Annotated in this window: 20 protein-coding genes; 12 read left to right on the top strand and 8 right to left on the bottom strand. The window is 65.1% G+C overall.

Annotated features, from left to right (window positions below; all coding sequences use genetic code 11):
• The first annotated feature begins 11 nt into the window (after positions 1–11).
• From argS to QZS13_RS00895, 8 genes are all read left to right on the top strand, one after another.
• Positions 12–1,757, top strand: coding sequence for an arginine--tRNA ligase (argS, locus tag QZS13_RS00930; RefSeq protein WP_295584331.1), 1,746 nt, complete (start codon positions 12–14; stop codon positions 1,755–1,757).
• Positions 1,758–1,826: 69 nt separating this feature from the next.
• Complete coding sequence (locus QZS13_RS00925; protein WP_295584328.1) at positions 1,827–2,351, top strand: hypothetical protein; 525 nt, start codon at positions 1,827–1,829, stop codon at positions 2,349–2,351.
• A gap of 9 nt (positions 2,352–2,360) precedes the next feature.
• The gene (locus QZS13_RS00920) at positions 2,361–3,059 is read left to right on the top strand and encodes an AzlC family ABC transporter permease (protein ID WP_295584326.1); all 699 of its coding nucleotides are present in this window, start codon (positions 2,361–2,363) and stop codon (positions 3,057–3,059) included.
• Entirely contained in the window at positions 3,050–3,385 is a 336-nt protein-coding gene (locus tag QZS13_RS00915; protein ID WP_295584324.1) for a branched-chain amino acid transporter permease, read from the top strand. The genes QZS13_RS00920 and QZS13_RS00915 overlap by 10 nt, the downstream gene beginning before the upstream one ends.
• Before the next feature lie 79 nt (positions 3,386–3,464).
• On the top strand, positions 3,465–4,004 hold the full coding sequence (locus QZS13_RS00910) for a DUF6512 family protein (RefSeq protein ID WP_295584322.1): 540 nt from the start codon (positions 3,465–3,467) through the stop codon (positions 4,002–4,004).
• Positions 4,005–4,132: 128 nt separating this feature from the next.
• Positions 4,133–4,843, top strand: a complete 711-nt coding sequence (locus QZS13_RS00905; RefSeq protein WP_295584320.1) for a 5-bromo-4-chloroindolyl phosphate hydrolysis family protein — start codon at positions 4,133–4,135, stop codon at positions 4,841–4,843.
• 55 nt (positions 4,844–4,898) lie between these two features.
• Complete coding sequence (locus QZS13_RS00900; protein WP_295584318.1) at positions 4,899–6,071, top strand: toxic anion resistance protein; 1,173 nt, start codon at positions 4,899–4,901, stop codon at positions 6,069–6,071.
• Positions 6,072–6,097: 26 nt separating this feature from the next.
• On the top strand, positions 6,098–7,198 hold the full coding sequence (locus QZS13_RS00895) for a TPM domain-containing protein (RefSeq protein WP_295584316.1): 1,101 nt from the start codon (positions 6,098–6,100) through the stop codon (positions 7,196–7,198).
• Positions 7,199–7,253: 55 nt separating this feature from the next.
• On the opposite strand, the gene QZS13_RS00890 is transcribed toward QZS13_RS00895, so the two are convergent.
• The 4 genes from QZS13_RS00890 to QZS13_RS00875 all read right to left on the bottom strand — a co-directional run bounded on the left by QZS13_RS00890 (position 7,254) and on the right by QZS13_RS00875 (position 13,049).
• Positions 7,254–8,639 carry a sodium:alanine symporter family protein gene (locus QZS13_RS00890; RefSeq protein WP_295584314.1) on the bottom strand — a complete coding sequence of 462 codons (1,386 nt, stop codon included), beginning with the start codon at positions 8,637–8,639 and terminating at the stop codon, positions 7,254–7,256.
• A gap of 217 nt (positions 8,640–8,856) precedes the next feature.
• Positions 8,857–10,191: an ABC transporter permease gene (locus QZS13_RS00885; RefSeq protein ID WP_295584311.1), complete on the bottom strand. Its 1,335-nt coding sequence runs from the start codon at positions 10,189–10,191 to the stop codon at positions 8,857–8,859.
• Positions 10,192–10,194: 3 nt separating this feature from the next.
• The gene (locus QZS13_RS00880; RefSeq protein ID WP_295584309.1) at positions 10,195–12,324 is read right to left on the bottom strand and encodes a hypothetical protein; all 2,130 of its coding nucleotides are present in this window, start codon (positions 12,322–12,324) and stop codon (positions 10,195–10,197) included.
• A complete protein-coding gene (locus QZS13_RS00875; protein WP_295584307.1) occupies positions 12,321–13,049 on the bottom strand; it encodes an ABC transporter ATP-binding protein in 729 nt (242 codons plus the stop codon). The genes QZS13_RS00880 and QZS13_RS00875 overlap by 4 nt, the downstream gene beginning before the upstream one ends.
• 218 nt (positions 13,050–13,267) lie before the next feature.
• Here QZS13_RS00875 and QZS13_RS00870 point away from each other — a divergent pair, with 218 nt between their 5' ends.
• Together QZS13_RS00870 and QZS13_RS00865 are read left to right on the top strand one after the other, a co-directional pair.
• Positions 13,268–13,759: an RNA polymerase sigma factor gene (locus tag QZS13_RS00870; RefSeq protein ID WP_295584305.1), complete on the top strand. Its 492-nt coding sequence runs from the start codon at positions 13,268–13,270 to the stop codon at positions 13,757–13,759.
• Complete coding sequence (locus tag QZS13_RS00865; RefSeq protein WP_295584303.1) at positions 13,743–14,357, top strand: zf-HC2 domain-containing protein; 615 nt, start codon at positions 13,743–13,745, stop codon at positions 14,355–14,357. The genes QZS13_RS00870 and QZS13_RS00865 overlap by 17 nt, the downstream gene beginning before the upstream one ends.
• Positions 14,358–14,416: 59 nt before the next feature.
• On the opposite strand, the gene QZS13_RS00860 is transcribed toward QZS13_RS00865, so the two are convergent.
• Both QZS13_RS00860 and QZS13_RS00855 read right to left on the bottom strand, forming a co-directional pair.
• Positions 14,417–16,015 (bottom strand): HAMP domain-containing sensor histidine kinase, encoded by a 1,599-nt coding sequence (locus QZS13_RS00860; protein WP_295584301.1) that lies wholly within the window; start codon positions 16,013–16,015, stop codon positions 14,417–14,419.
• On the bottom strand, positions 16,005–16,679 hold the full coding sequence (locus tag QZS13_RS00855; protein ID WP_295584299.1) for a response regulator transcription factor: 675 nt from the start codon (positions 16,677–16,679) through the stop codon (positions 16,005–16,007). The genes QZS13_RS00860 and QZS13_RS00855 overlap by 11 nt, the downstream gene beginning before the upstream one ends.
• 171 nt (positions 16,680–16,850) lie before the next feature.
• Between QZS13_RS00855 and QZS13_RS00850 the strand changes: the two genes are divergently transcribed.
• Positions 16,851–17,576 carry a YcxB family protein gene (locus QZS13_RS00850; RefSeq protein WP_295584297.1) on the top strand — a complete coding sequence of 242 codons (726 nt, stop codon included), beginning with the start codon at positions 16,851–16,853 and terminating at the stop codon, positions 17,574–17,576.
• 49 nt (positions 17,577–17,625) lie between these two features.
• On the opposite strand, the gene QZS13_RS00845 is transcribed toward QZS13_RS00850, so the two are convergent.
• A complete protein-coding gene (locus QZS13_RS00845; RefSeq protein ID WP_295584295.1) occupies positions 17,626–18,081 on the bottom strand; it encodes a MarR family winged helix-turn-helix transcriptional regulator in 456 nt (151 codons plus the stop codon).
• Between the two features lie 197 nt (positions 18,082–18,278).
• Between QZS13_RS00845 and QZS13_RS00840 the strand changes: the two genes are divergently transcribed.
• Entirely contained in the window at positions 18,279–19,217 is a 939-nt protein-coding gene (locus tag QZS13_RS00840; RefSeq protein ID WP_295584293.1) for a diguanylate cyclase domain-containing protein, read from the top strand.
• A gap of 78 nt (positions 19,218–19,295) precedes the next feature.
• On the opposite strand, the gene QZS13_RS00835 is transcribed toward QZS13_RS00840, so the two are convergent.
• Complete coding sequence (locus tag QZS13_RS00835) at positions 19,296–19,997, bottom strand: DUF421 domain-containing protein (protein ID WP_295584291.1); 702 nt, start codon at positions 19,995–19,997, stop codon at positions 19,296–19,298.
• Positions 19,998–20,059: the final 62 nt, after the last annotated feature.

The following is a 20,059-nucleotide window of genomic DNA, read 5'->3' as shown; positions in this document are numbered from 1 at the left end:
ATTTTTCAGATATGATCAACATGATTCAAAACGCGAAGGACCAGGCGGCACAGCTGGCCATGTCCGCCTACGAGGCGGCGGTGGCCGACGGCACGCTGCCCCGGGCGGAGGTCAAGACCGCGCCGGTGGAGATCCCCAAGGACACGGCCAACGGCGACTTTACCACCACCTTCGCCCTGGCCGCCTCCAAGGCGCTGCGCCAGCCCCCCCGGAACATCGCCCAGGCGCTGCTGGATCATATGGACCTGGAGGGCACCTACTTTGCCTCCGCCGAGATCGCCGGCCCGGGCTTTCTGAACTTCCGCCTCCACGACAGCTGGTACGCCGGCGTCATGGGCGCCGTGGAGTCCGAGGGCGGCGCCTACGGCACCAACGACACCCGCAAGGGCCAGAAGATCATGGTGGAGTTCGTCTCCGCCAATCCCACCGGCCCCATGCACATGGGCAACGCCCGGGGCGGCGTGCTGGGCGACACCCTGGCCAGCGTCCTCACCGCCTGCGGCGCCGACGTGACCCGGGAGTTCTACGTCAACGACGCCGGCCACCAGATCGACAAGTTCGCCCACTCCATCGAGGCCCGGTATCTCCAGATCATCCTGGGGGAGGACGCGGTGGAATTCCCCGCCGACGGCTACCAGGGAGGCGACATCCGGGACCTGGCCCAGGCCTACTACGATCAGCATGGCAAGGAGCTTCTGGACGTGCCCGAGGCGGAGCGTCAGGAGAAGCTGGCCCAGTTCGGCCTTTCCGTGAACCTGCCCAAGATGAAGTCCGACCTGGCCCGGTACAAGATTCACTACGACAACTGGTTCTATGAGTCCACCCTCCACGAAAGCGGGTATGTGGCCGAGACTGTGGACCTTCTGACGGAGAAGGGCTGGACCTACGAAAAGGACGGGGCGCTGTGGCTCCGGACCGCCGACATCCTCCGGGAGCACTTCCGCAAGGCCGGCAAGAAGGAGGCGGACATTGAGAAGCTGGACCTCAAGGACGACGTGCTGCGCCGGGCCAACGGCTTCTACACCTACTTTGCCGCCGACATCGCCTACCACCGCAACAAGTTCGCCGTCCGGGGCTTCGACAAGGTCATCAACGTCTGGGGCGCCGATCACCACGGCCATGTGGCCCGTCTGAAGGGGGCACTGGACGCCCTGGGCCTCAATGGCTCCGAGAAGCTGGACATCGTGCTCATGCAGCTGGTCAAGCTGTTGCGGGACGGCGAGGTGGTGCGTATGTCCAAGCGCACCGGCAAGGCCATCTCCCTGAGCGACCTGCTGGACGAGATCCCCGTGGACGCCGCACGCTGGTTCTTCAACGCCAAGCCCGACACCCAGATGGACTTCGACCTGGGTCTGGCCGTCCGGGAGGACAGCGAGAACCCCATCTACTACGTGGAGTATGCCCACGCCCGGATCTGCTCGCTGCTGCGGGCCCTGGGCGAGGAGGGCGTCAGCGTGCCCGACCAGGCGGACGTGGACATGTCCGTGCTCACCGGCGAGACGGAAAAGGCCCTCATCAAGCAGATCGCCCAGTTCTGCGAGGAGATCAAGCTCGCCGCCCGGGACTACGATCCCAGCCACATCAACCGCTATCTCCAGGAGCTGGCCGGCTGCTTCCACCGCTTCTACAGCGCCTGCCGCATCAAGGGCGAGGAGCGCGGCGTCATGGCCGCCCGGCTCAAGCTGGCCGACGACACCCGCGTGGTGCTCAAAAACGGCCTGAAGCTCATCGGCGTGGACGCGCCGGAGAGAATGTGACATAACCCGGAGAGGGCGGGCACAGGCCCGCCCTCTTTTTTCAGATGCCCGGAGGGCAAGGAGGCACTTATGTTTGAAAATCGCTATGAGATTACTCAGGCGCTGTACGTGGACTGGGCCCGGCGGCCGGTGCTGCTGGCGGGACGGCGGCGCATCCCGCTTTTGCCCCTGGTGGTGGCGGCAGGCTGCGCCGTGATGGCGGTGCGCTCGGTGCTGGACGGCAACTGGGGCTATGCGGCGCTGTTTGCCCTGCTGCTGGTGCTGACGGTGTTCCGGATGAAGTTCTACCTGCCCATCATGGCCCGCAACCAGTACCGCCGCTTGCTTTCCCAGTGGGGCGTGGACGCCTGGCACCGCACCGTCACCTTCGGGGCGGAGACCATCACCGTCCGCGACGCCGCCGCCCAGGCGGAAAAGACCTACGACCAGGTGAAGGAGGTCCGGGACCAGGGGGAGTGGCTGGCGGTGATCTTCGACGGCGGCACCGTGGTGCGGCTGGACAAGTCCGGCTTTTTCAAGGACGGCGCCGCCGCGTCCTGTGAGGCGTTCCTGGCGTTTTTCCGCGGCGCCTGCCCCCAGGCGGTCATGAAGTAAGGGGGCACCATGGAATCGACGACCAAGGGACGCCGGGCGGCGCTGCGGGCCGCCTTCCCCGCCACCGTCCCGGTGATGACGGGGTTTTTGGTGCTGGGCTTTGCCTACGGCGTGCTGATGCAGACCAAGGGCTACGGCGTGGTGTGGGCCACGGCCATGAGCGCCCTGGTGCTGGGGGGCAGCATCCAGTATGTGGCCGTCACGCTGCTGACCACCGCCTTCGACCCGGTGCAGGCGTTTTTGCTCTCGGTGATGGTCAACGCCCGGCACCTTTTCTACGGACTGAGCCTGCTGGACAAGTACCGGGGGCTGGGCCGGGTGCGGCCGTTCCTCATCTCCACGCTGTGCGATGAGACGTTCTCCCTGGTGTCCACCCTGGAGGCGCCGGAGGGAGTAGCGCGGCGGGACTTCTACTTCTGGATCTCCCTGCTGGACTACAGCTACTGGGTTGGGGCCACCGCTCTGGGGGCCCTGGCCGGCAGCCACATCCCCTTTGACACCACGGGGCTGGACTTCGCCCTGACGGCCCTTTTTGTGGTGCTGTTTCTGGAGCAGTGGAAAAAGCCGGAGGCGCGAGTCCCCGGCGCCGTGGGCATCGGCGCGGCGGTGGTGTCCCTGGCAGTGTTCGGGCCGGACAACCTGGTCATCCCTGCCATGGTCATCATGACGGCGATTTTACTGGGAGGGAGGAAACGGCTGTGCGTCTGACGGGACTGGAGACGATCATCATGATCCTGGCCCTGGCGGCCGGCACCCAGCTGACCCGGTGGCTTCCCTTCTGGCTGTTTCCGGAAAAGCGGCGGCCTCCGGCGGTGGTGCTGTATCTGGGGAAGGTGTTGCCGCCGGCGGTCATGGGCCTTCTGGTGGTGTACTGCCTGCGCAGCGTGGAGTTTTCCGCGCCGCCCCACGGGGCGGCGGAGATTTTGTCCGTGGCGGCGGTGGCGGTGCTCCACTGCTGGCGGCGCAATGTGCTGTTGTCCATCGCCGGGGGCACCGCCCTCTATATGGTGCTGGTACAGGCGGTGTTCGTCTGAGGGTATATTTTCCGCCTTCGCGGCGTACAATGAGACTGCGGCTGCCGGGCCGCAGTCTTTTTTGTTGGAGGCGGCCGCGATGCGAAAGCGATTGTTTTTCTGGGAGGCGGCGGGGTTCCTTTTTGCGGTGGCGGCGGGGACGCTGCTCCATTTCACCTATGATTGGAGCGGCGGCACAGTGCTGGCGGCGGCCTTTTCCGCCGTGAACGAGTCCACCTGGGAGCACATGAAGCTGCTGTTCTTCCCGGTGTTTTTCTTCTCCGTGATCCAGGTGTGCTTCCTGGGCCGCAACTACCCCAACGTGCTCTCCGCCCGGGCGGCGGGGATGCTGGCGGGCCTTGCCCTCATCCCCGTGCTCTTTTATACCTACACCGGCGTGACCGGCCGCCACTGGCTGTGGGCGGATATCGCCGTGTTTGTGCTCTCGGCCGCCGCCGTGTTCGCGGTGGACTTCGTGCTGCTGGAGCGGCGGCGCTCCAGCGCCCTGTGGCGTCAGGTGGCAGGGCTGCTGGTGCTGTGGATTCTGGCGTTTTTGTTCATCTATTTCACCTTCCGCCCGCCCCATCTGCCTCTGTGGCAGGACGCCGTCACCGGAGCGTACGGCATCCCCCGGCCCTAGCCCGTGCCCTCTCCCATGCCGGGAGGGGGCTTTTTCATTCACAATCATTTCACAACCCGCCGCCTTGACCCTGTCCGGGCGGCAGGGTATAATAAAGCCACAACAAAAACGGAAAAGGAGGCTTGCCCGTGGAAGCGGAAAAACGCAAAAGCACGGCGCCTTTTTACGCGGTGGGTGTGCTTTGGATCTGTTGGGGCGCGCTGGCGCCGCTGTACCGGCCGGCCCACATAGCCGCGGCGGCGTTGGTGTCGGTGGTGGTGTTTTTCCTGGTGAGCAGGCTCTGCCGCGCCGGCGCTGTGGGACAGACGTCCCAGGCCGGGGAGACGCAGGCCAAGGAGGCGCAGCCCAGGGAGGAGAGCAGCGGCAATCCGGAGCTGGACAAGGTGCGAAAAGACGGCCGCCTGGCTATCGCCGAGATGAAGCGGCTGGACGAGAACATCGCCGATGCCGGCATCTCCGCCGACATCGTGCGGCTGGAGCAGGTGTCCGCCAAGATCTTCGAGGAGGTGGGACGCAGCCCGGAAAAGCTGCCCCAGATCCGCAAGTTCATGGACTACTACCTGCCTACCACCCTCAAGCTCTTGAACGCCTACGACCGCATGAGCGGCACCGGCGTCTCCGGGGAGAACATCGACGCCACCCTTGCCCGGGTGGAGGGCATGATGCGCACCATCGTCTCCGCCTTTGAAAAGCAGCTGGATAGCCTGTACGGCGCCGAGGCCATGGACATCTCCACGGACATCACCGTGCTGGAGACCATGATGGCCCGGGAGGGACTGACGGACCAGCCGCTCAAGGCGGACGAGCCCGCAGACGGCACCGCACGGCCGGGGCTTTGAACCACGGAAACAATCGAACGGTCCCCAGGCGGGACCCGGAACGGAGGAAGAAACTATGGCTGATGAAAAGAACACGATGCCGGAGCTGACCCTGACCCCGGACGCACCCCAGGAGGCTGTGCCGGAGCTGACCCTGGACCCGGCGGCCCAGGCGGCGCCCCAGGAGCCGGAGAAGCCGGCGGCGGAGCCGGTGCAGATGGATGACAGCCTCCTCTCCGACGCGGAGAAGCAGGCGGTGGAGGAGTTTTCCAAAAAAATTGACCTGACCGACTCCCAGATGATTCTCCAGTACGGCGCCGCCGCCCAGAAAAACGTGGCGAGCTTTTCCGAAAACGCCCTCAACTCCGTGCGCACCAAGGATCTGGGGGAGGTGGGCAAGTCCCTCTCCGAACTGGTGGTGGAACTCAAGGGCTTCGGCGAGGAAGAGGAGAAGAAGGGCCTCTTCGGCCTCTTTAAAAAGACCGGCAGCAAGCTGGAGGCCATGAAGGCCCAGTACGCCAAGGTGGAGTCCAATGTGGACAAGATCGTCCGGGAGCTGGAGCAGCATCAGGTGACCCTTTTGAAGGACGTGGCCATGCTGGACCAGATGTATGAGCTGAACCTGAAGTACTACAAGGAGCTGACCATGTATATCCTGGCCGGCAAGAAACGGCTGGCGCAGGTGCGCTCTGCGGAACTGCCCGCCCTGAAAGCCAAGGCGGAGCAGACCGGCGCCCAGGAGGACGCCCAGGCCTACAACGACCTTGCCCAGCTGTGCGACCGGTTTGAAAAGAAGCTCCACGACCTGGAGCTGACGCGGATGATCTCCATCCAGATGGGTCCCCAGACCCGGCTGCTCCAGAACAACGACACCCTCATGGTGGAAAAGATCCAGTCCTCCCTGGTCAACACCATCCCGCTGTGGAAAAGTCAGATGGTGCTGGCATTGGGACTGGAGCACGGACGCCAGGCCACCGCGGCTCAGTCCGCCGTCACGGAGATGACCAACGAGCTTTTGAAGAAGAACGCGGACATGCTCAAGATGGGCACCGTGGCTACCGCCCGGGAGGCCGAGCGCAGCGTGGTGGATATCGAGACCCTCCAGCACACCAATGAGCAGCTGATCTCCACGCTGGACGAGGTGCTCAATATCCAGAAGGAGGGCGCCGCCAAGCGTCAGGCCGCCGAGGCCGAGCTGGGCAGAATCGAGGGCGAGCTCAAGCAAAAGCTCCTGGAGCTGCGCACCTGAGCTGACCCCGCGGGAAAGGGAAAACGATGAAAGCATTGCAAAAACGCCCGGTGGCGGCGGTCATCATGGTGCTGGCCATTGGAGTGGGCATCCTCTTGGGCACGCTCCGGGCGCCCGATACCAGACAGGCTCCCTCCACCGCCATTGTGGGCACCTATACCTATGTGTACGACTATGCCGGAGTGCTCTCCGATGAGACCATGGCCCACATCGACGCCATGAACGCCTCCCTCTTCGCCCAGACCGGCGCCCAGCTGATGGTGCAGACCGTGTTCACCACCGACGGGGAGGATATTGTGGATTACGCCACCGATCTGGGCAACGAGTACGGCGTGGGCTCCCGGGAGCGCAACAACGGCCTGGTGCTGGTGCTGACGCTGGACGACGTGTCCCAGAGCGGATTGCCGGGAGACTACGGCGTCTCCGGCGGAGACGGACTTTATAACTACGGCCAGGAGCTGACCAGCCTGCTCTATGCCAACATGGAGCAGGATTTCGCCGCCGGGGACTATGACGCTGCCGTGCGCAAGACGGCGGACGCCTACTTCCAGTGGTTCGCTGACTTCTACGGCGTATCCGTCCGGGAGAACTACATCCCCGCCGTCCGGGAGACTTACTCCGCCGGGGACGGCTACTACACCCAGGCGGCCGGGTACCTGCCTCCCGCCCCCGGCGCGGTGGCGGCGGAAGTGGCGGCCATGCTGGTGGTGCTGGTGGTGGTCTGGGTCATCCTGGACGGCGTGCGCTACAGCCGTTACCGCCGCCGGTACCTGCGGCCCGGCATGGGACGGCCCACCGTGCTCTACTATCCCATCTTCTGGGGACGGCCCCGGCGGCCCAGACCGCCCAGGCGGCCCCGCCCGCCCCGTCCCCCCAGATCCAACCAGCCGCCCCGCCGTCCGCCCACCGGCGGCAGCCGCGGCGGCGGTTTCGGAGGCGGCAGCTTCGGCGGGGGCTTCGGCGGCAGCCGGGGCAGCTTCGGAGGCGGCGGCAGCTTCGGCAGAGGCTTCGGCGGCAGCCGGGGCAGTTTCGGCGGAGGCGGCAGCTTTGGCCGGGGCTTCGGCGGCAGTCGCGGCGGCGGTTTCCGGGGCGGCGGCAGCCGCGGCGGCTTCGGAGGCCGGAGATAAGAAAAAATCACAGCTCGAAAGAGCTGTGATTTTTTGTTTGCCGCAGGGGATGCCGTCAGCGGCGGCGCAGGGACTCGTATTCCCGCAAAGAGGCCAGGGCCTCCCGGGACATGGGCAGGATCACCGCGATGTTGAACACGGTCATCAGACCGATGCCCACGTCGCCCAGGTCCCATACGAAGGTGTAGGCGGCCAGGCCTCCCACAAAGAGCATGCCCAGGGCCAGAACCTTGTAAGCTGTCTGAGAGGCCCAGTTGTCCCCGAAGAGGTAGGCCACGTTGGACCGGGCGTAGAACAGCACGCCGATGAAGGTGGAGAAGCTGAACAGCAGCAAGATCAGCGCGATGAACACCACGCCGAAGGAGCCCAGGTGGTAGTCCATGGCCGTCTGGAGCAGGTCCATGCCGGAAAGGCCCGCGATCTTCTCCGCCGGAGTCAGCAGCATGATCATGGCCGTGCACGAGCAGATGACGATGGTGTCCAGAAACACGCCGAAGGCCTGCAAAAGTCCCGCCTTGGCCGGGTGGGAGATATCCGCCGCGGCAGCCGCGCAGGGGGCGGAGCCGGAGCCGGCCTCATTGGAGAAAAGCCCCCGCTTGACCCCCTGCATCAGCACGGCGCCGAAGCCGCCGGCCACCGCCTGGCGGATGCCGAAGGCCTCCTCGAAGATCTGGGAGAACACGGCCGGCAGCAGCGCGGCGTTTTTCACGATCAGGAAGATGGTCATGAGAAAGTAGCACCCGGCCATGATGGGCACCAGCACGTCCAGCACCTTCACCGTGGCGTTTTTCCGCAGTACGATGACGGCGGCCACCGCCACCAGCGCCACGGTGGTATAGAGGGGCGGCACGGAGAAGGCGTTGTAGAACGCGGAGGAAACGGAGTTGCTGATGACCTGGCTGATGCCGCACCAGCAGATGAGGCCCGAGACGGCGAAGAGCACGGCGATGAGGGACTTGCGGCGGCCCTTGGCCAGAAAATCGTGGATATAGTAGGCGGGGCCGCCCCGGTAGCCTCCGTACAGGGGATCGGGCTGCTTGTGCAGCTGGGCCAGCGTGGCCTCCACAAAGGCGGTGGACGAGCCGATGAGGGCCGAGAGCCACATCCAGAACACGGCCCCGGCACCGCCGGCGGAGATGGCCGCCACCACGCCGATCAGGTTGCCCATGCCCACCCGGGTGGCCGTGGAGATGATGAGGGCCTGGAGACCTGAGATGGCGCTGCCGTCGGTGCCCCGCTTTTCCACCGTCAGCCGGAGCATTTCCGGAAACAATCGCACCGGGAGAAAGCGGGTGCGGAGGGTGAAGAAAACGCCCGTGGGGATCAGCAGCAGCACCAGCAGGGAAAGCCCCACGCTGCCGCCGCCGGGCAGGGGCAGCGTAATGAGATCGCCCCACAAAAGGCCGTAGGCCCGGGAGATGAGCTGGACGATGAATTCCATGAAACATGCCTCCTAAGTGATGGTGCCGGGAAATCCGGCCGCCCGGAATGGGGAGACTCTATGCATTTAAAGCGCCAATGCGCCGGGCCCTACCATTGTACTATGGACGTGCCGAGGATGCAACCGCTTTTTCCCTGTTTCGCCGCCGGGCGCCCTTTTTTGCGTCTGCGGACGAAAAAAACCGGGGAAGGACGTTGTCCTTCCCCGGCGGGCGATTTCACTCGCTTTTGATGGCCTCCAGGGCCGGAATCCCAACGGCCTTGTTGGCCGGGTAGTAGCCAGAGCCCAGGCCGATGAACACGGAAAACACCACCGCAAAGAGCAGCAGCCACCAGGGAATCACGGAGACCCGGCTGACGCCCTCGCCGCCCAGCAGGGCGGGCAGCAGGTTGTCCGGCGATACCCCCAGGGATATCAGGTTGATGATGACGGAGGCGCAGAAGCTGATGATGCAGCCGATAAGGCCGCCGATGAGGCCGATGGCCCCGGCCTCCGACAAAAAGAGAATCCGGATGTCCGTCACGTAGCAGCCCAGGGCCTTCATGATGCCGATCTCCCGGGTGCGCTCGGAGATGGACATAATCATGGTGTTGGTGATGCCCAGGGCCGCCACGAACAGCGAGATGGCGCCCAGGCCTCCCAGCATCATCTGCTTTTGCTGGGCCTCCTTCTCCATGGGCTTGCGGATGCTCTCCATGGACTCGGTGTTGTACCCCATGGCCTTGATCTCGCCCTCCACCCGCTCCACCGCCGAGATGTCGGTGACCTTCACCAGCACGGAGTCGTAGGAGAGCTTCTTCTTGACGCCCGGGGCCTTTTCCAGCAGCTTTTTCAGGTCCGAGAGGCTCATGATGATGCCGTCGGAGGTCTCCGCCCCCTTGGAGTAGTCCTCCTTGGAAACGCCGGTGGCGTGGACGGGCACGGAGAATTTGCTCCCCTGGAGCTCCACCTCCAGGGTGTAGTCCTGGTTCAGGGGGTTGAAGTAGGGGTCCGGCAGGTTGGATTCCGTGCCGCCCAGATCCAGCTCACCGCCCCAGCGGTCGATCATGTTCCGGCCTTCGGGACGCAGGGTGTCCTTGAAGCCGTAGGCCAGGTACTGCCCGGCGATTACGTCGCCGCTGCGGCGGACGGCGGTGCCGTCGATGAGCTGGTAGCCCATCTGGTCCATGGCCTCCGTGTCCAATCCCACCACCGTGGTCCACTCGGACACATAGCGCTTGCCGGTGCCGGTGACCAGGCGGATGCTGTCCGCCTCCAGGGTCTGCTTGGGGGTGACGGCCTCCACCCCGTAGATGGTGCGCAGATTCTTGACCAGGGGATCGTCCAGCTTCGTCTTGCCCCGGCCCCCCTGGGGGGCGCTGACGGTGATGATGGTCAGATCGCCCATCTGGGCCAGGAGCCGGTCCTGGGACTCCTTCATGCCGATGCCCAGGGATACCATGATGACGATGGAACAGCAGCCGATCAGAACGCCCAGCACCGTCAAAAAGGTGCGGGACTTGCGGCGCAGGAGGTTTTGCACGCACATGCGGAAGATGTCGTTTTTGCTCATGGGTCAGCTCTCTTTCCCGGCCTCGTTTTCCGCACTGTCCGCCGCGCCGTCGGGCGTTTCGTCTGCCCAGTCCGTCCAGCCCTCGTCGTCGGTCCCGGCCCGCTTTTTCCGCCGGATCACCACAACGACCACGATGGCGATCACCGCCGCGGCGCCAAGGCCGATCCACAGCCAGGGCAGGCCGCTCTCCTCGGCCATCATCTCCTCGCCGCCGAAGTCGTCGGGGGGCGGCAGCTCCTCGGCCCGGAGGGTGACGGGGAACGTCTTGACCTGGATCTGCTGGTCCGCGTTTTCGTAGGAGATCTTCAGCACCACGTCCACAGGCCCTGCCTGGGTGGGGGAGAGAGCGAAGCCGATGGAGCCGCTGGTGCCGGCGGTGATGTTGCCCAGGTACTGGGTGCGGGCGGGAGTCTCCACCCCGTCGCCCTCCACCGTGGCCTCCACGTTGGAGATGTCGTCCTTGCCCTTGTTCACGTAGGCCATGGTGACCTCCGCCTCCTCGCCCACGTTCACGGTCTCCGGGACCACCGGGGCGTTGATCTGGAACCGGTCGGGCTGGTAGATGGGGACGGAGATGCGGATATCGGAGCTGGCGGCGGTGCGCTTGTCCCCGTCCAGGTACTCATATTTGAATCCCACCCCCATGCTCTGGGCGCCGCTTTTGCCGCTGGGCACCGCCCGCATGGGCACCTCCTGGGTCTGAGCGCCGCCGGCGGAGAGGGACTTATAATAGAAGGTGTTGGTGCCGCCGTCCACGGTGAAGTTCTCGCCGCCGTCCACGGTGACCACGATGTTCTCGATTTTCACGGTGCCGGTATTTTCAAAGGAAAAGCGCAGGGGGAAGCTGCTGCCCGCCGCCACGGAGCCGTCGCCGTAGGTGAAGCTGCGGATGACGATGTTGGGCACCGGGGTGTCCGCCTTGGAGGGCACCACGGCGGAGAGGTTGACCCGGTCGGAGGCGGTGGCCTGGGTGAGCATGCCGCCGCTTTCGTAGCTGTACTTGAGCTCGGCGCTGAGGGACTGGTTGGTGGAGGCGATCTCCTTGAGGGCCTTCACCTGCACGCTGATGCTCCGGCTGCCGCCGGGGGCGATGTCCCCCAGGACGAAGGTGGAGGTGTCGTTGAGAATGAGCAGGGAGTCCGAGGGGGCCACCGTGGCCACCGGGGACACCAGACGGGAGGTGCTGGTATTCTTGAAAGTGATGGTCACCTCCCGGGTCTCGTCGGGACTGATGGGCTTTTCCATGGGCGAGCGGGTGACCACCACCACCGGCTGGGGGGTGTTCTCCCGGCCCAGGGCGGGAATGGCGATCTTGTCGGTGATGCTGCCCTGGACCGTGGAGACGTTGTTGTTGTAGTTGAACTTCATCTCCACCCCCAGGGACTGGGCGGGGGAGGGAATGGCGCTGGCGGCCTTGACGTGGATGGTCAGCGTGGCGCTCTGCTTGGCGGCGATGTCCCCCAAGACGAAGGACGTGGTGCCGCCGGAGATGGTGAGGGCGTCCGAGGGGGTGAAGGTCACCACCGGGGACTTGAGCCGGATGGGGCTGAGATTGCGGAAGGTCACGTCCAGCTCGATCTCCTGACCGGCCTCGATGGGCTTGGCCATCTCGCTGCGGGACACCAGCACCATGGGGGCGGGGGCGGGCTCCTTGGGCTCGTCGTAGTCCCGCTTGGGCGTGGCCGACGGGTCGTAGGGCTGGGCCTCCGTAATGGTCACGTCCAGGGTCTGGTAGGTCTCCGGCTCACCGGCGCGGCCCACCTGGAGCCGCAGGACCTGGCCCGTGCCCTTGTACTGGACGCCGGAGACGGTGACCGCATAGACCAGCGGTGCCCCGTCCGGGGAGGTCTTGGCGACGGAGATGGTGCCGCCGGAGAAGCTGTCGTCCAGCTTGGTGATGTCCAGGGTGCCTGGGCTGGAGGTGCCGCTGCCGTCGCTGGTGTCCTTGACGGAGACGGTGATGGTGGCCGTGGCGCCCTTTTCCAGCCGGGAGGCGGGCTTGTCCCCCACGGTGACCGTGTAGCCGGTGACAAACAGGGTTCCACCCTCGGCCCGGGCGGCGGGCAGGGCGGCGGTGAGCAGTGCCAGGATCGCGAAGAGCGCGCAGGCGCTGTGAATGAGTCGCTTGTTCATGGGTGGGTTCTCTCCTTTTTGTTGACTTTGTTTGAGACGATCTCGCCGTCAATGAGCGTGACGATCCGGTCGGCGTAGGAGGCCATCTCCGGGTCGTGGGTGACGAGAATGATGGTCTGGTGGTAGTCCCGGGCAAAGGTGCAGATCATCTCCATGATCTCCACGGTGGTTTTCGAGTCCAGGTTGCCGGTGGGCTCGTCGGCGAACACCACGTCCGGCCGGGCAATGAAGGCCCGGGCGATGCCCGCCCGCTGCTGCTGTCCGCCGGACATCTGCCGGGGGAAGTGGTCCAGCCGGTGGGAAAGGCCCACCCGGGCCAGCAGCTTCCGGGCCGCCGCCTCCCGCTCCGGCCGGGACACCCCCCGGAACAGCAGGGGCAGAGCCACGTTCTCCGTGGCGGTCAGGCCCGGCAGCAGGTTGTAGGACTGGAACACGAAGCCCAGGTGCTTTTGCCGGAAGGACGCCAGCTGGTTTTCGCTCAGCCGGGAGATGGGTACCCCGCCGATGCGCACCTCGCCCCGGGTGGGCTTTTCCATGCCGGCCAGCTGGTTGAGCAGCGTGCTCTTGCCGGAGCCGGAGGTGCCGAAGATGCAGCAGATCTCTCCCCGCATGACGTTCAGGTTGATGCGCTTGAGGGCCACCACCGTCTCGTCGCCGATGGGATACTCCTTGCGGATGTTTTTCACCTCGATAATGGGCCGGCTGCGAAGATCCGTTTCGTTCATGCCTCGCGCCTCCTTTCTGTGGGCTATCATAGCGGCCCAGGCTTTAAACGCCATATAGGCCGGTTTAAGATTTGGAAAGGAAACGTACAGAAAAGCGCCCCCGGAGACTTTCCGGGGGCGCGGGGGCTGTGCGGCGGGAGAAAAATATGGTATGTTTTTGAAAAGAAGCTGAAACGTTTTTCCGCCGGCGCAGTCTTACAGGTGCGGGGGGTGATGCCATGGCGGACTTTGAGGCCATCTACACGGAGCACTTCCAAACTGTGTACAAGTATGTGTTCTCCCTGTGCCGGAACGGGGCCGTGGCGGAGGAAGTGACCCAGGAGGCTTTTTACAAGGCCATGATGCACATGGACCGGTTTGACGGAACCTGCCAGATGTACGTCTGGCTTTGTCAGATCGCGAAAAACACCTATTTCACTGCGGTGAAAAAGCAGCGCCGCCGGGCCCCGGAGGCGGACGCCGATCTGCCGGACCGGACGGCGCCGGAGCTGGAGAGCGCACTGGCGGACCGGGAGACCGCCCGGAAGCTCCATGTGCTGCTCCACGGGCTCAGCGAGCCTTATAAAGAGGTGTTCTCCCTGCGGGTGTTCGGGGAGCTGCCCTTTTCCCAGATCGGAGAGCTGTTCGGGAAAACGGAGGGCTGGGCCCGGGTGATCTTCTACCGTGCGAAAACAAAGCTGAGGAGGGATTTGGATGAAAGCGGACTGTGAAGTGGTCCGGGACCTGCTTCCCCTGTACCATGACGGCGTGTGCAGCCAGGAGAGCCGGCGCGTGGTGGAAGACCACCTGCGGGTGTGCGACGGGTGCCGGCGGGAGCTGCGGCTCATGGAGGAGGCCCTGGACACCGCGCATCCCCAGGTCCGGGACGAAACCATTGCCCGGGCGGCGTCGTCCGCCTGGAAACGGGGCAGGAAAAGCGCCTTCCGCAAGGGCTTTGTCATTGCCTTCGCGGCGGCCATGCTCCTGCTGGGAGGGATCACTGCCGGGTATCTGTGCATCCGCAGCCTGCCGGTGGATTGGGACGCGGCGGCCTGTGCCGGCGGATACGCCACCTTCATCTTTGACAAGTACCGCGAGGAGCTGGTGCAGCGCTATCTGGACGGCTCTGCCGAAAAAGACGACATCACGTCCATTGAGGCCGTCCGGGGCACCCAGAGCGCCCAGTGGGAGGGGAAGACCATTTTCCTGCAATTTGAGATCCGCTATGAGCACCGGACCCGGGGAACCGTCACGGAGCGGGTGCACTTTATCGGGGAGCGGACCTGGACCGACACCTACGACTGGAGCGGTGCGCTGATCGAGGGCTGACGGAGCGTGAACGGGGAAAGGGACGGCATGGCTTGGCCATGCCGTCCCTTTTTTGCCTGTTACGGGCCCTCCGGACGGGGGCACAGGGGCAGGCGCAGGAGAAACTCCGTGCTCCGGCCCGGCGCCGGCCGGGCGGCCAGGGCGATGGTGCCTCCGTGCTTTTCCATGATGCGCCGGGTGATGGCCAGGCCCAGGCCGCTGCCGCCGCCGGTGCGGGCGTCGCTGCCCACCACGAAAGGCTCGAAGATCCGTTTGGCCCGGTCGGGCGGGATGCCGGCGCCGTTGTCGCCTATGCGCACCAGCGCCGTGCCGCCGCCGGTCTCCAGGTCGAAGTAGAGCACGGTGCCCAGCCGGTTGTGGCGCAGGGCGTTGGAGAGCAGGTTGTCCAGCACCCGGCCAAACTGCAGGGCGTCCAGAGCGCAGAAGACGGGCTGGTCCGGAATGGAGATGCTGAGGGAAAAGCCGGCCAGGTCGATCTCGTCGTACTTGGCCGCCAGGTATTCCCGCAGAAACTCCGCCAGGTCCGTGGGGCGGGGGTGGAGCACGTACTCCGGGTGCTCTACCTTGCTGTACTCGTGGAACGCGTCCACCAGGGCCGTCAGGGTCCGGGCCTTGCCCTGGATGGCCCGCAGGTACCGCTCCGTCTCCTGGGGAGGCACCTTGCCGTCGCAGATGGCGTCAATGTAGCCGGCGATGACGGTGATGGGGGTCTTGAGGTCGTGGGAGATGTCCGCGATGAGCTTCTGACGGCCCTCGTCCAGCCGCCGCCGCTCCGCCTCGCTCTGGGCCAGACGGTCGGAAAAGCGGTCGAAGCTCTCGCCGATCCGCCGGATCTCCCAGGTGCCGCCGCAGTCCCCCACCCGGCTGATCCGGCCCGCCGACTGGGCGGCCACCGCGTCGTTGAGCCGCCGCAGCGGGCGGCCGATCTTGTTTTTCAGCCACCAGATAAACACGCCCGCGTCCGCCAGGTACAGGGGAATCACCAAAAGCCAGATGCGCCAGGAGGCGTTGTAGCGGCGGAAGTAGGCGTCCTCGTCCACCACCGCGTCCCGCAGCAGCAGCGTCAGCGCCTGGCCCGACGAGGAGGTGAAGTCGCTGCGGAACAGGCGGGAGGCGGGATAGCGGGTGCCGGAGAGCAGCTGGAACTCCCGGGGCGTGTAGGCCCGCCGCCCGTCGCCGAAGCCGCCGAACACCACCCGGTAGTCCTGGCTGAGCACCATGATGTCCTCCAGGGCGGCGCCGTAATCGTCGTACCGGTGGCGGATGAACAGGTGGCGCACCGTGCCGTCGTCCTCCCGGATGTCGTATTCGCTGATCATGGTGTCGGCGCTGTAGACGCCCACGCAGTCCAGCTCCTGGAGGGTATAGGCTGGGTCGAAGTCCCCGGTGGAGGCGTACACCAGCGCTCCCTGGGCGTCGTAGACCGCAAAGGCACTGCCCGTGCGGCCCAGGTACCGGGTGAGGTGGTCGTAGTACCCCTGGACCAGGGCGTCGTCCGCCAGCAGCGCCGCCCAGTCCGCCGGGCGGTAAAGCCCCGTCAGCCACATGTTCCACAGGGCAAACACGCTGCCCACAATGGCCAGCAGCGTCAGTGTGAAGAGCAGGTAGTTTTTGGCCAGAAGCCCGAACAGGCTCCCGCGCAGCGGCTTATTTTTCAATTTTGTAGCCCAGTCCTCTCACGGTGATGATGTGCCGGGGGTTCTTGGGGTCGTCCTCGATCTTCTCCCGCAGCTTGGAGATGTGCACCATCATGGTGTTGTCGTCCCCTTCGAAGTAGGTGCCGATGGCCCCCTCGTAGAGCTGGATCTTGGTGAAGATCCGTCCGGGGGAGCGCATGAGCATGGCCAGGATCTTGTACTCCATGGGCGTGAGCAGGATGGGGCGGCCGTCCTTGGTCAGCTGGAAGCTGGCCGTGTCCAGCGTCAGATCCCGCACGGTGAGGACGCTGCTGCCCGTCCGCTCCGCCCGCCGCAGCTGGGCCTTCACCCGGGCCACGATCTCCACCGGGTTGAAGGGCTTTGCGATGTAGTCGTCGGCCCCCAGGTTCAGTCCCAGAATCTTGTCGTTGTCCTGGCTCTTGGCCGAGAGGATCAAAATGGGGATGTCGCTGTACTTGCGCAGAGTGCGGGTCAGGGTGAAGCCGTCCATCTGGGGCATCATCACGTCCAGCACCGCCATGTCCGGCGTGTGCTCCCGGGCCAGGCGCAGAGCCTCGGCCCCGTCGGATGCCTCCAGCACGGAAAAGCCCTCCCCCTCCAGGTAGAGCTTCAAAAGGCCCCGGATATCCGCGTCGTCCTCGGCGATGAGAATGGAAGCGTTCATAAAAAGCCCTCCTTTGTATGCGTTCCGCCGTCCGGCGGCCGCTGGTGGGCACCATTATAACAAATTCCCCCGCGCCGTCAAACCCCGCCGGGCCCATCCGGGAAAATCTTTAGAAAACTTAAGAGAGCTTCGGGGCGGCGGAGCCGTCTGGAAGGGGGAGGAGGTGGGCCGATGGATTGGGAAACGGCCGCGCCGCGGTATGAATTCCGGCCGGGCAGCGGCGGAGGGCAGCCGGCGGTGCATCAGGTACGGGCGGCCCTGGATGCCGCGCGCACCGTCCGGCACCGCTCCGGCCTGCCGGGGCGGAGACGGTGGACGGCGCTGTCTTTGCTGGATTTCCTGGTGGGGCTTGCACTGGTGCTGCCGGCGCTGCTGCGGCCGGGGCAGATGTTCTGGGCGGCCATCGGGGGGCTGTTCCCCCTGGGCATGGGCGTCATGGGGCTGTGGGTGTGCCGCAGGCGTCTTTTGGGGCTGCTGAGTCTGTGGCTGGGGGCGCTGCTGTGCGCCGGAGCCCTGATCCGGCCCCAGACCATGGGCGCTCTGGCGCCGCTGGGGATGGCAGGTCTGGCCGTGGGCGCGGCGGCAGCGGCCCGGGCGAAGCATCCGGCCCAGCGGCAGGCCCGGCGTCTGGCCGCGGCGTGGCGGGCAGAGCGGGACGTGGGCGTCCGGGTGATGCTGGAGAGTCGGGGAATCGTGTGGCAGTCCGGCGAATCCGTGACGCGCCTGGGCTACGACGCCCTGATGGAGGTGGTGGAGACCCGGACGCTCTTTTTGCTGGTGGGCAGGGAGACGGAGGAGGTGCTCCTCAAGTCCGATCTGGCCCGGGGACGGCCGGAGGAGCTGGGGGACTTTCTGTCCTCCCGGGTGCGTCTGACCCGCGCCGGGGAGGAGCGATAAAAAAGGCACGGCCTGGCCGTGCCTTTTGCGTACCCCGGTCCGGAACGGCTCACAGGGTGCCCTTGATCTGCTCCATGTTCTGCTGGATCTTTTTCATGGTGTCCTCCGCCCGGGCCATCTCCGACTCCTCCACGCCCTGCATCATGCGCGCGAGAAAGGCGGAAGCCGCCCGCTCCAGCCGCTGCACCACCGCCTCGCCCCGGGGGGTGAGGGAGATGGGATGGACCCGCCGGTCCTCCGGGGAGCGGTCGATGACCAGCAGCTCCTTTTTCTGCAGGGCGGCCAGGGCCTGGCTGACCATGCCCTTGCTCAGGGGCAGCGCCCGGCACAGGTCGTTGGCGGCGTTGCAGTTTTCCGTCAGTGCCAGCAGCAGCCCGATCTCCGTGCGGGAGAGACCGTCGTCGGAGAGGGCCTTGCGGCAAAATTCCAGATAGGTTCTGTGGAGTACGGCAAATTGGGCGAAGCACCGGGTGATGCGCCCGATGGCTTGGGGGTTGTCTTGCATAGTGTCACCGCCGGATGGTTTATTTTTAAACTGTGGACAGTATATCATAGTTTGGGAAAAGCGCAAGGGAGAAATTTCGCGGCGGCGTTGACAGGGGGGCGTTTGTCCTGTAGACTGGAAGAACCTGCGGGCCGTCTGGCCCGGGGCGCCCGGCGTGCGCCGGAGAAAATCCAGAACGGTTGACGGGGATACGGGCAATGGACGATCTTTGCAAGCTGACAAGAGAGCTTTGGAATATTTATTTTACCGGCGAGGAGGAAACCGGCCTCCGGGCCATGGAGGAACTCCTGGACCCGTCGTGCGTCATCATCGGCACGGGCCGGCATGAATTTTACAGAAAACGCTCCGACTTTGCCGCCGCACTGTGCCAGGAGGTGGCGGAGCGCCAGAACATCCAGTTCCAGTTCCGGGACTTCTGGTGCGATCAGTCGGAGATCTCCCCGGATGTGAGCTTGGTTTACGGCGGGCTGTGCATCTGGTGGGAGAGCGAGGACCGCAAGGTGAAAATCGACATGGACAGCCGCTTTTCCATTGTCTACCGCCGGACGGGGGACCGATGGCGGGCGGTACACATCCACCAGTCCATCCCCAACCTGGACCAGATGGACGGGGAGTACTATCCCAAGACCCTGTCCGAGCAGGTGAAGGAGTCCCGGGAGAAAATCGAGGAGCTGACGGTTCTGGCGGAGAGGGACAGCCTGACGGGCCTGATCAACCTGCGCACCTTCCGCCGGTATTACCAGCGGTGGGACCGGGACAACGCGTGGCTGTTCATCGTGGACGTGGATCGCTTCAAGCAGATCAACGACGTGCACGGCCATGTGGCGGGGAACCATGTGCTGGAGAAGATCGCCGGCGTACTGGAGTCCACGGTGCGCTCGTCCGACCTGGTCTGCCGCATGGGCGGCGATGAGTTTTTGATCCTTTGCAGCGGCTTTGACACGGAGGGAAAGGCCGGGGAGTTCATGCACCGCCTGGGGCGGCGGGTGGAGGAAGCCGGCACCGGAGAGCCGGCCTGGACGGGGATCTCCGTGGGCATGGCCCATGTGGGGACCGGGGAGTCTTTGGAGTCGGCCCTGGCCCGGGCGGACAGCGCCCTGTACAGGGAAAAGCACATCCGGCACGGAACCGTCTGATGACCCTGGGGCTGCCCGAAAAGAAGAACTGTGAAAAAACCATCCGCGCAACATTCGCGCGGATGGTTTTGCTTTGCTCTATTTTCCCGGTCCCGCCGTGCCCTTGGGGCTGTTTTTATAGACCACCAGGTGCTTGTCCCGGTCACACACCGCCAGGAACACGTCCCGGGGAGAGGAGATGCCCCGGGACTGGAGCTGCCGTTCCAGCCAAGTCTGGTCCACGCCCAGCTCCCGCAGGTGCCGCGCCTGGACCTGCCCGTCCAGGATGACCTCGGCAAACCGCTGTTCCTGCTTTGGCGCAAGATTCAGGTCCTCGGGCGTGGCGGGCCGCCGGCCGCTGACCGGAAGAATGGTCAGATGGCCGTTGTACTCAAAGACCGCGGTTTCGATGGCGGTCAGATCGAAGTACCCCTGCTGGCGGCACATGACGAGAAATTCGTTCAGGTCCAGCTTGGCCTTTTTCAGGTTCTCCCGGTACAGCTTCCCCCGATCCAGCAGCACGGTGGACGTGCCGTAGAAGTAACGGCGGGTCCGCGGAAACTTGTTGGTGATGACGCTCAGCGCCAGGGTGATGCCGCCGTAGAGCAGCATGGCGGTCAGCGGCCGCCAGGGCTCCTCCGGCTCCGTGGCCATCTCCGCGGCGATAGAGCCGATGGTGATGCCGGTGATATAGTCGAAGAAATCCAGCTGCGCCAGCTGTTTGTGGCCGATCAGCTTGGCTGCCAGAAAAAGCGCCCCGAATGACCCCAGAGTCGTAAGGCACAGTGTCAGAAACTGCATGCGGCTCCCTCCTTTTCCCATAGCCTGACCCAAGCGGCGGAAAATATGCGCCGCGGCCGCGG

The sequence above is a fragment of the uncultured Oscillibacter sp. genome (genome assembly GCF_900546705.1).
GTDB lineage: Bacteria > Bacillota > Clostridia > Oscillospirales > Oscillospiraceae > Oscillibacter.
This window is presented reverse-complemented; position numbering and strand designations above follow the sequence as displayed.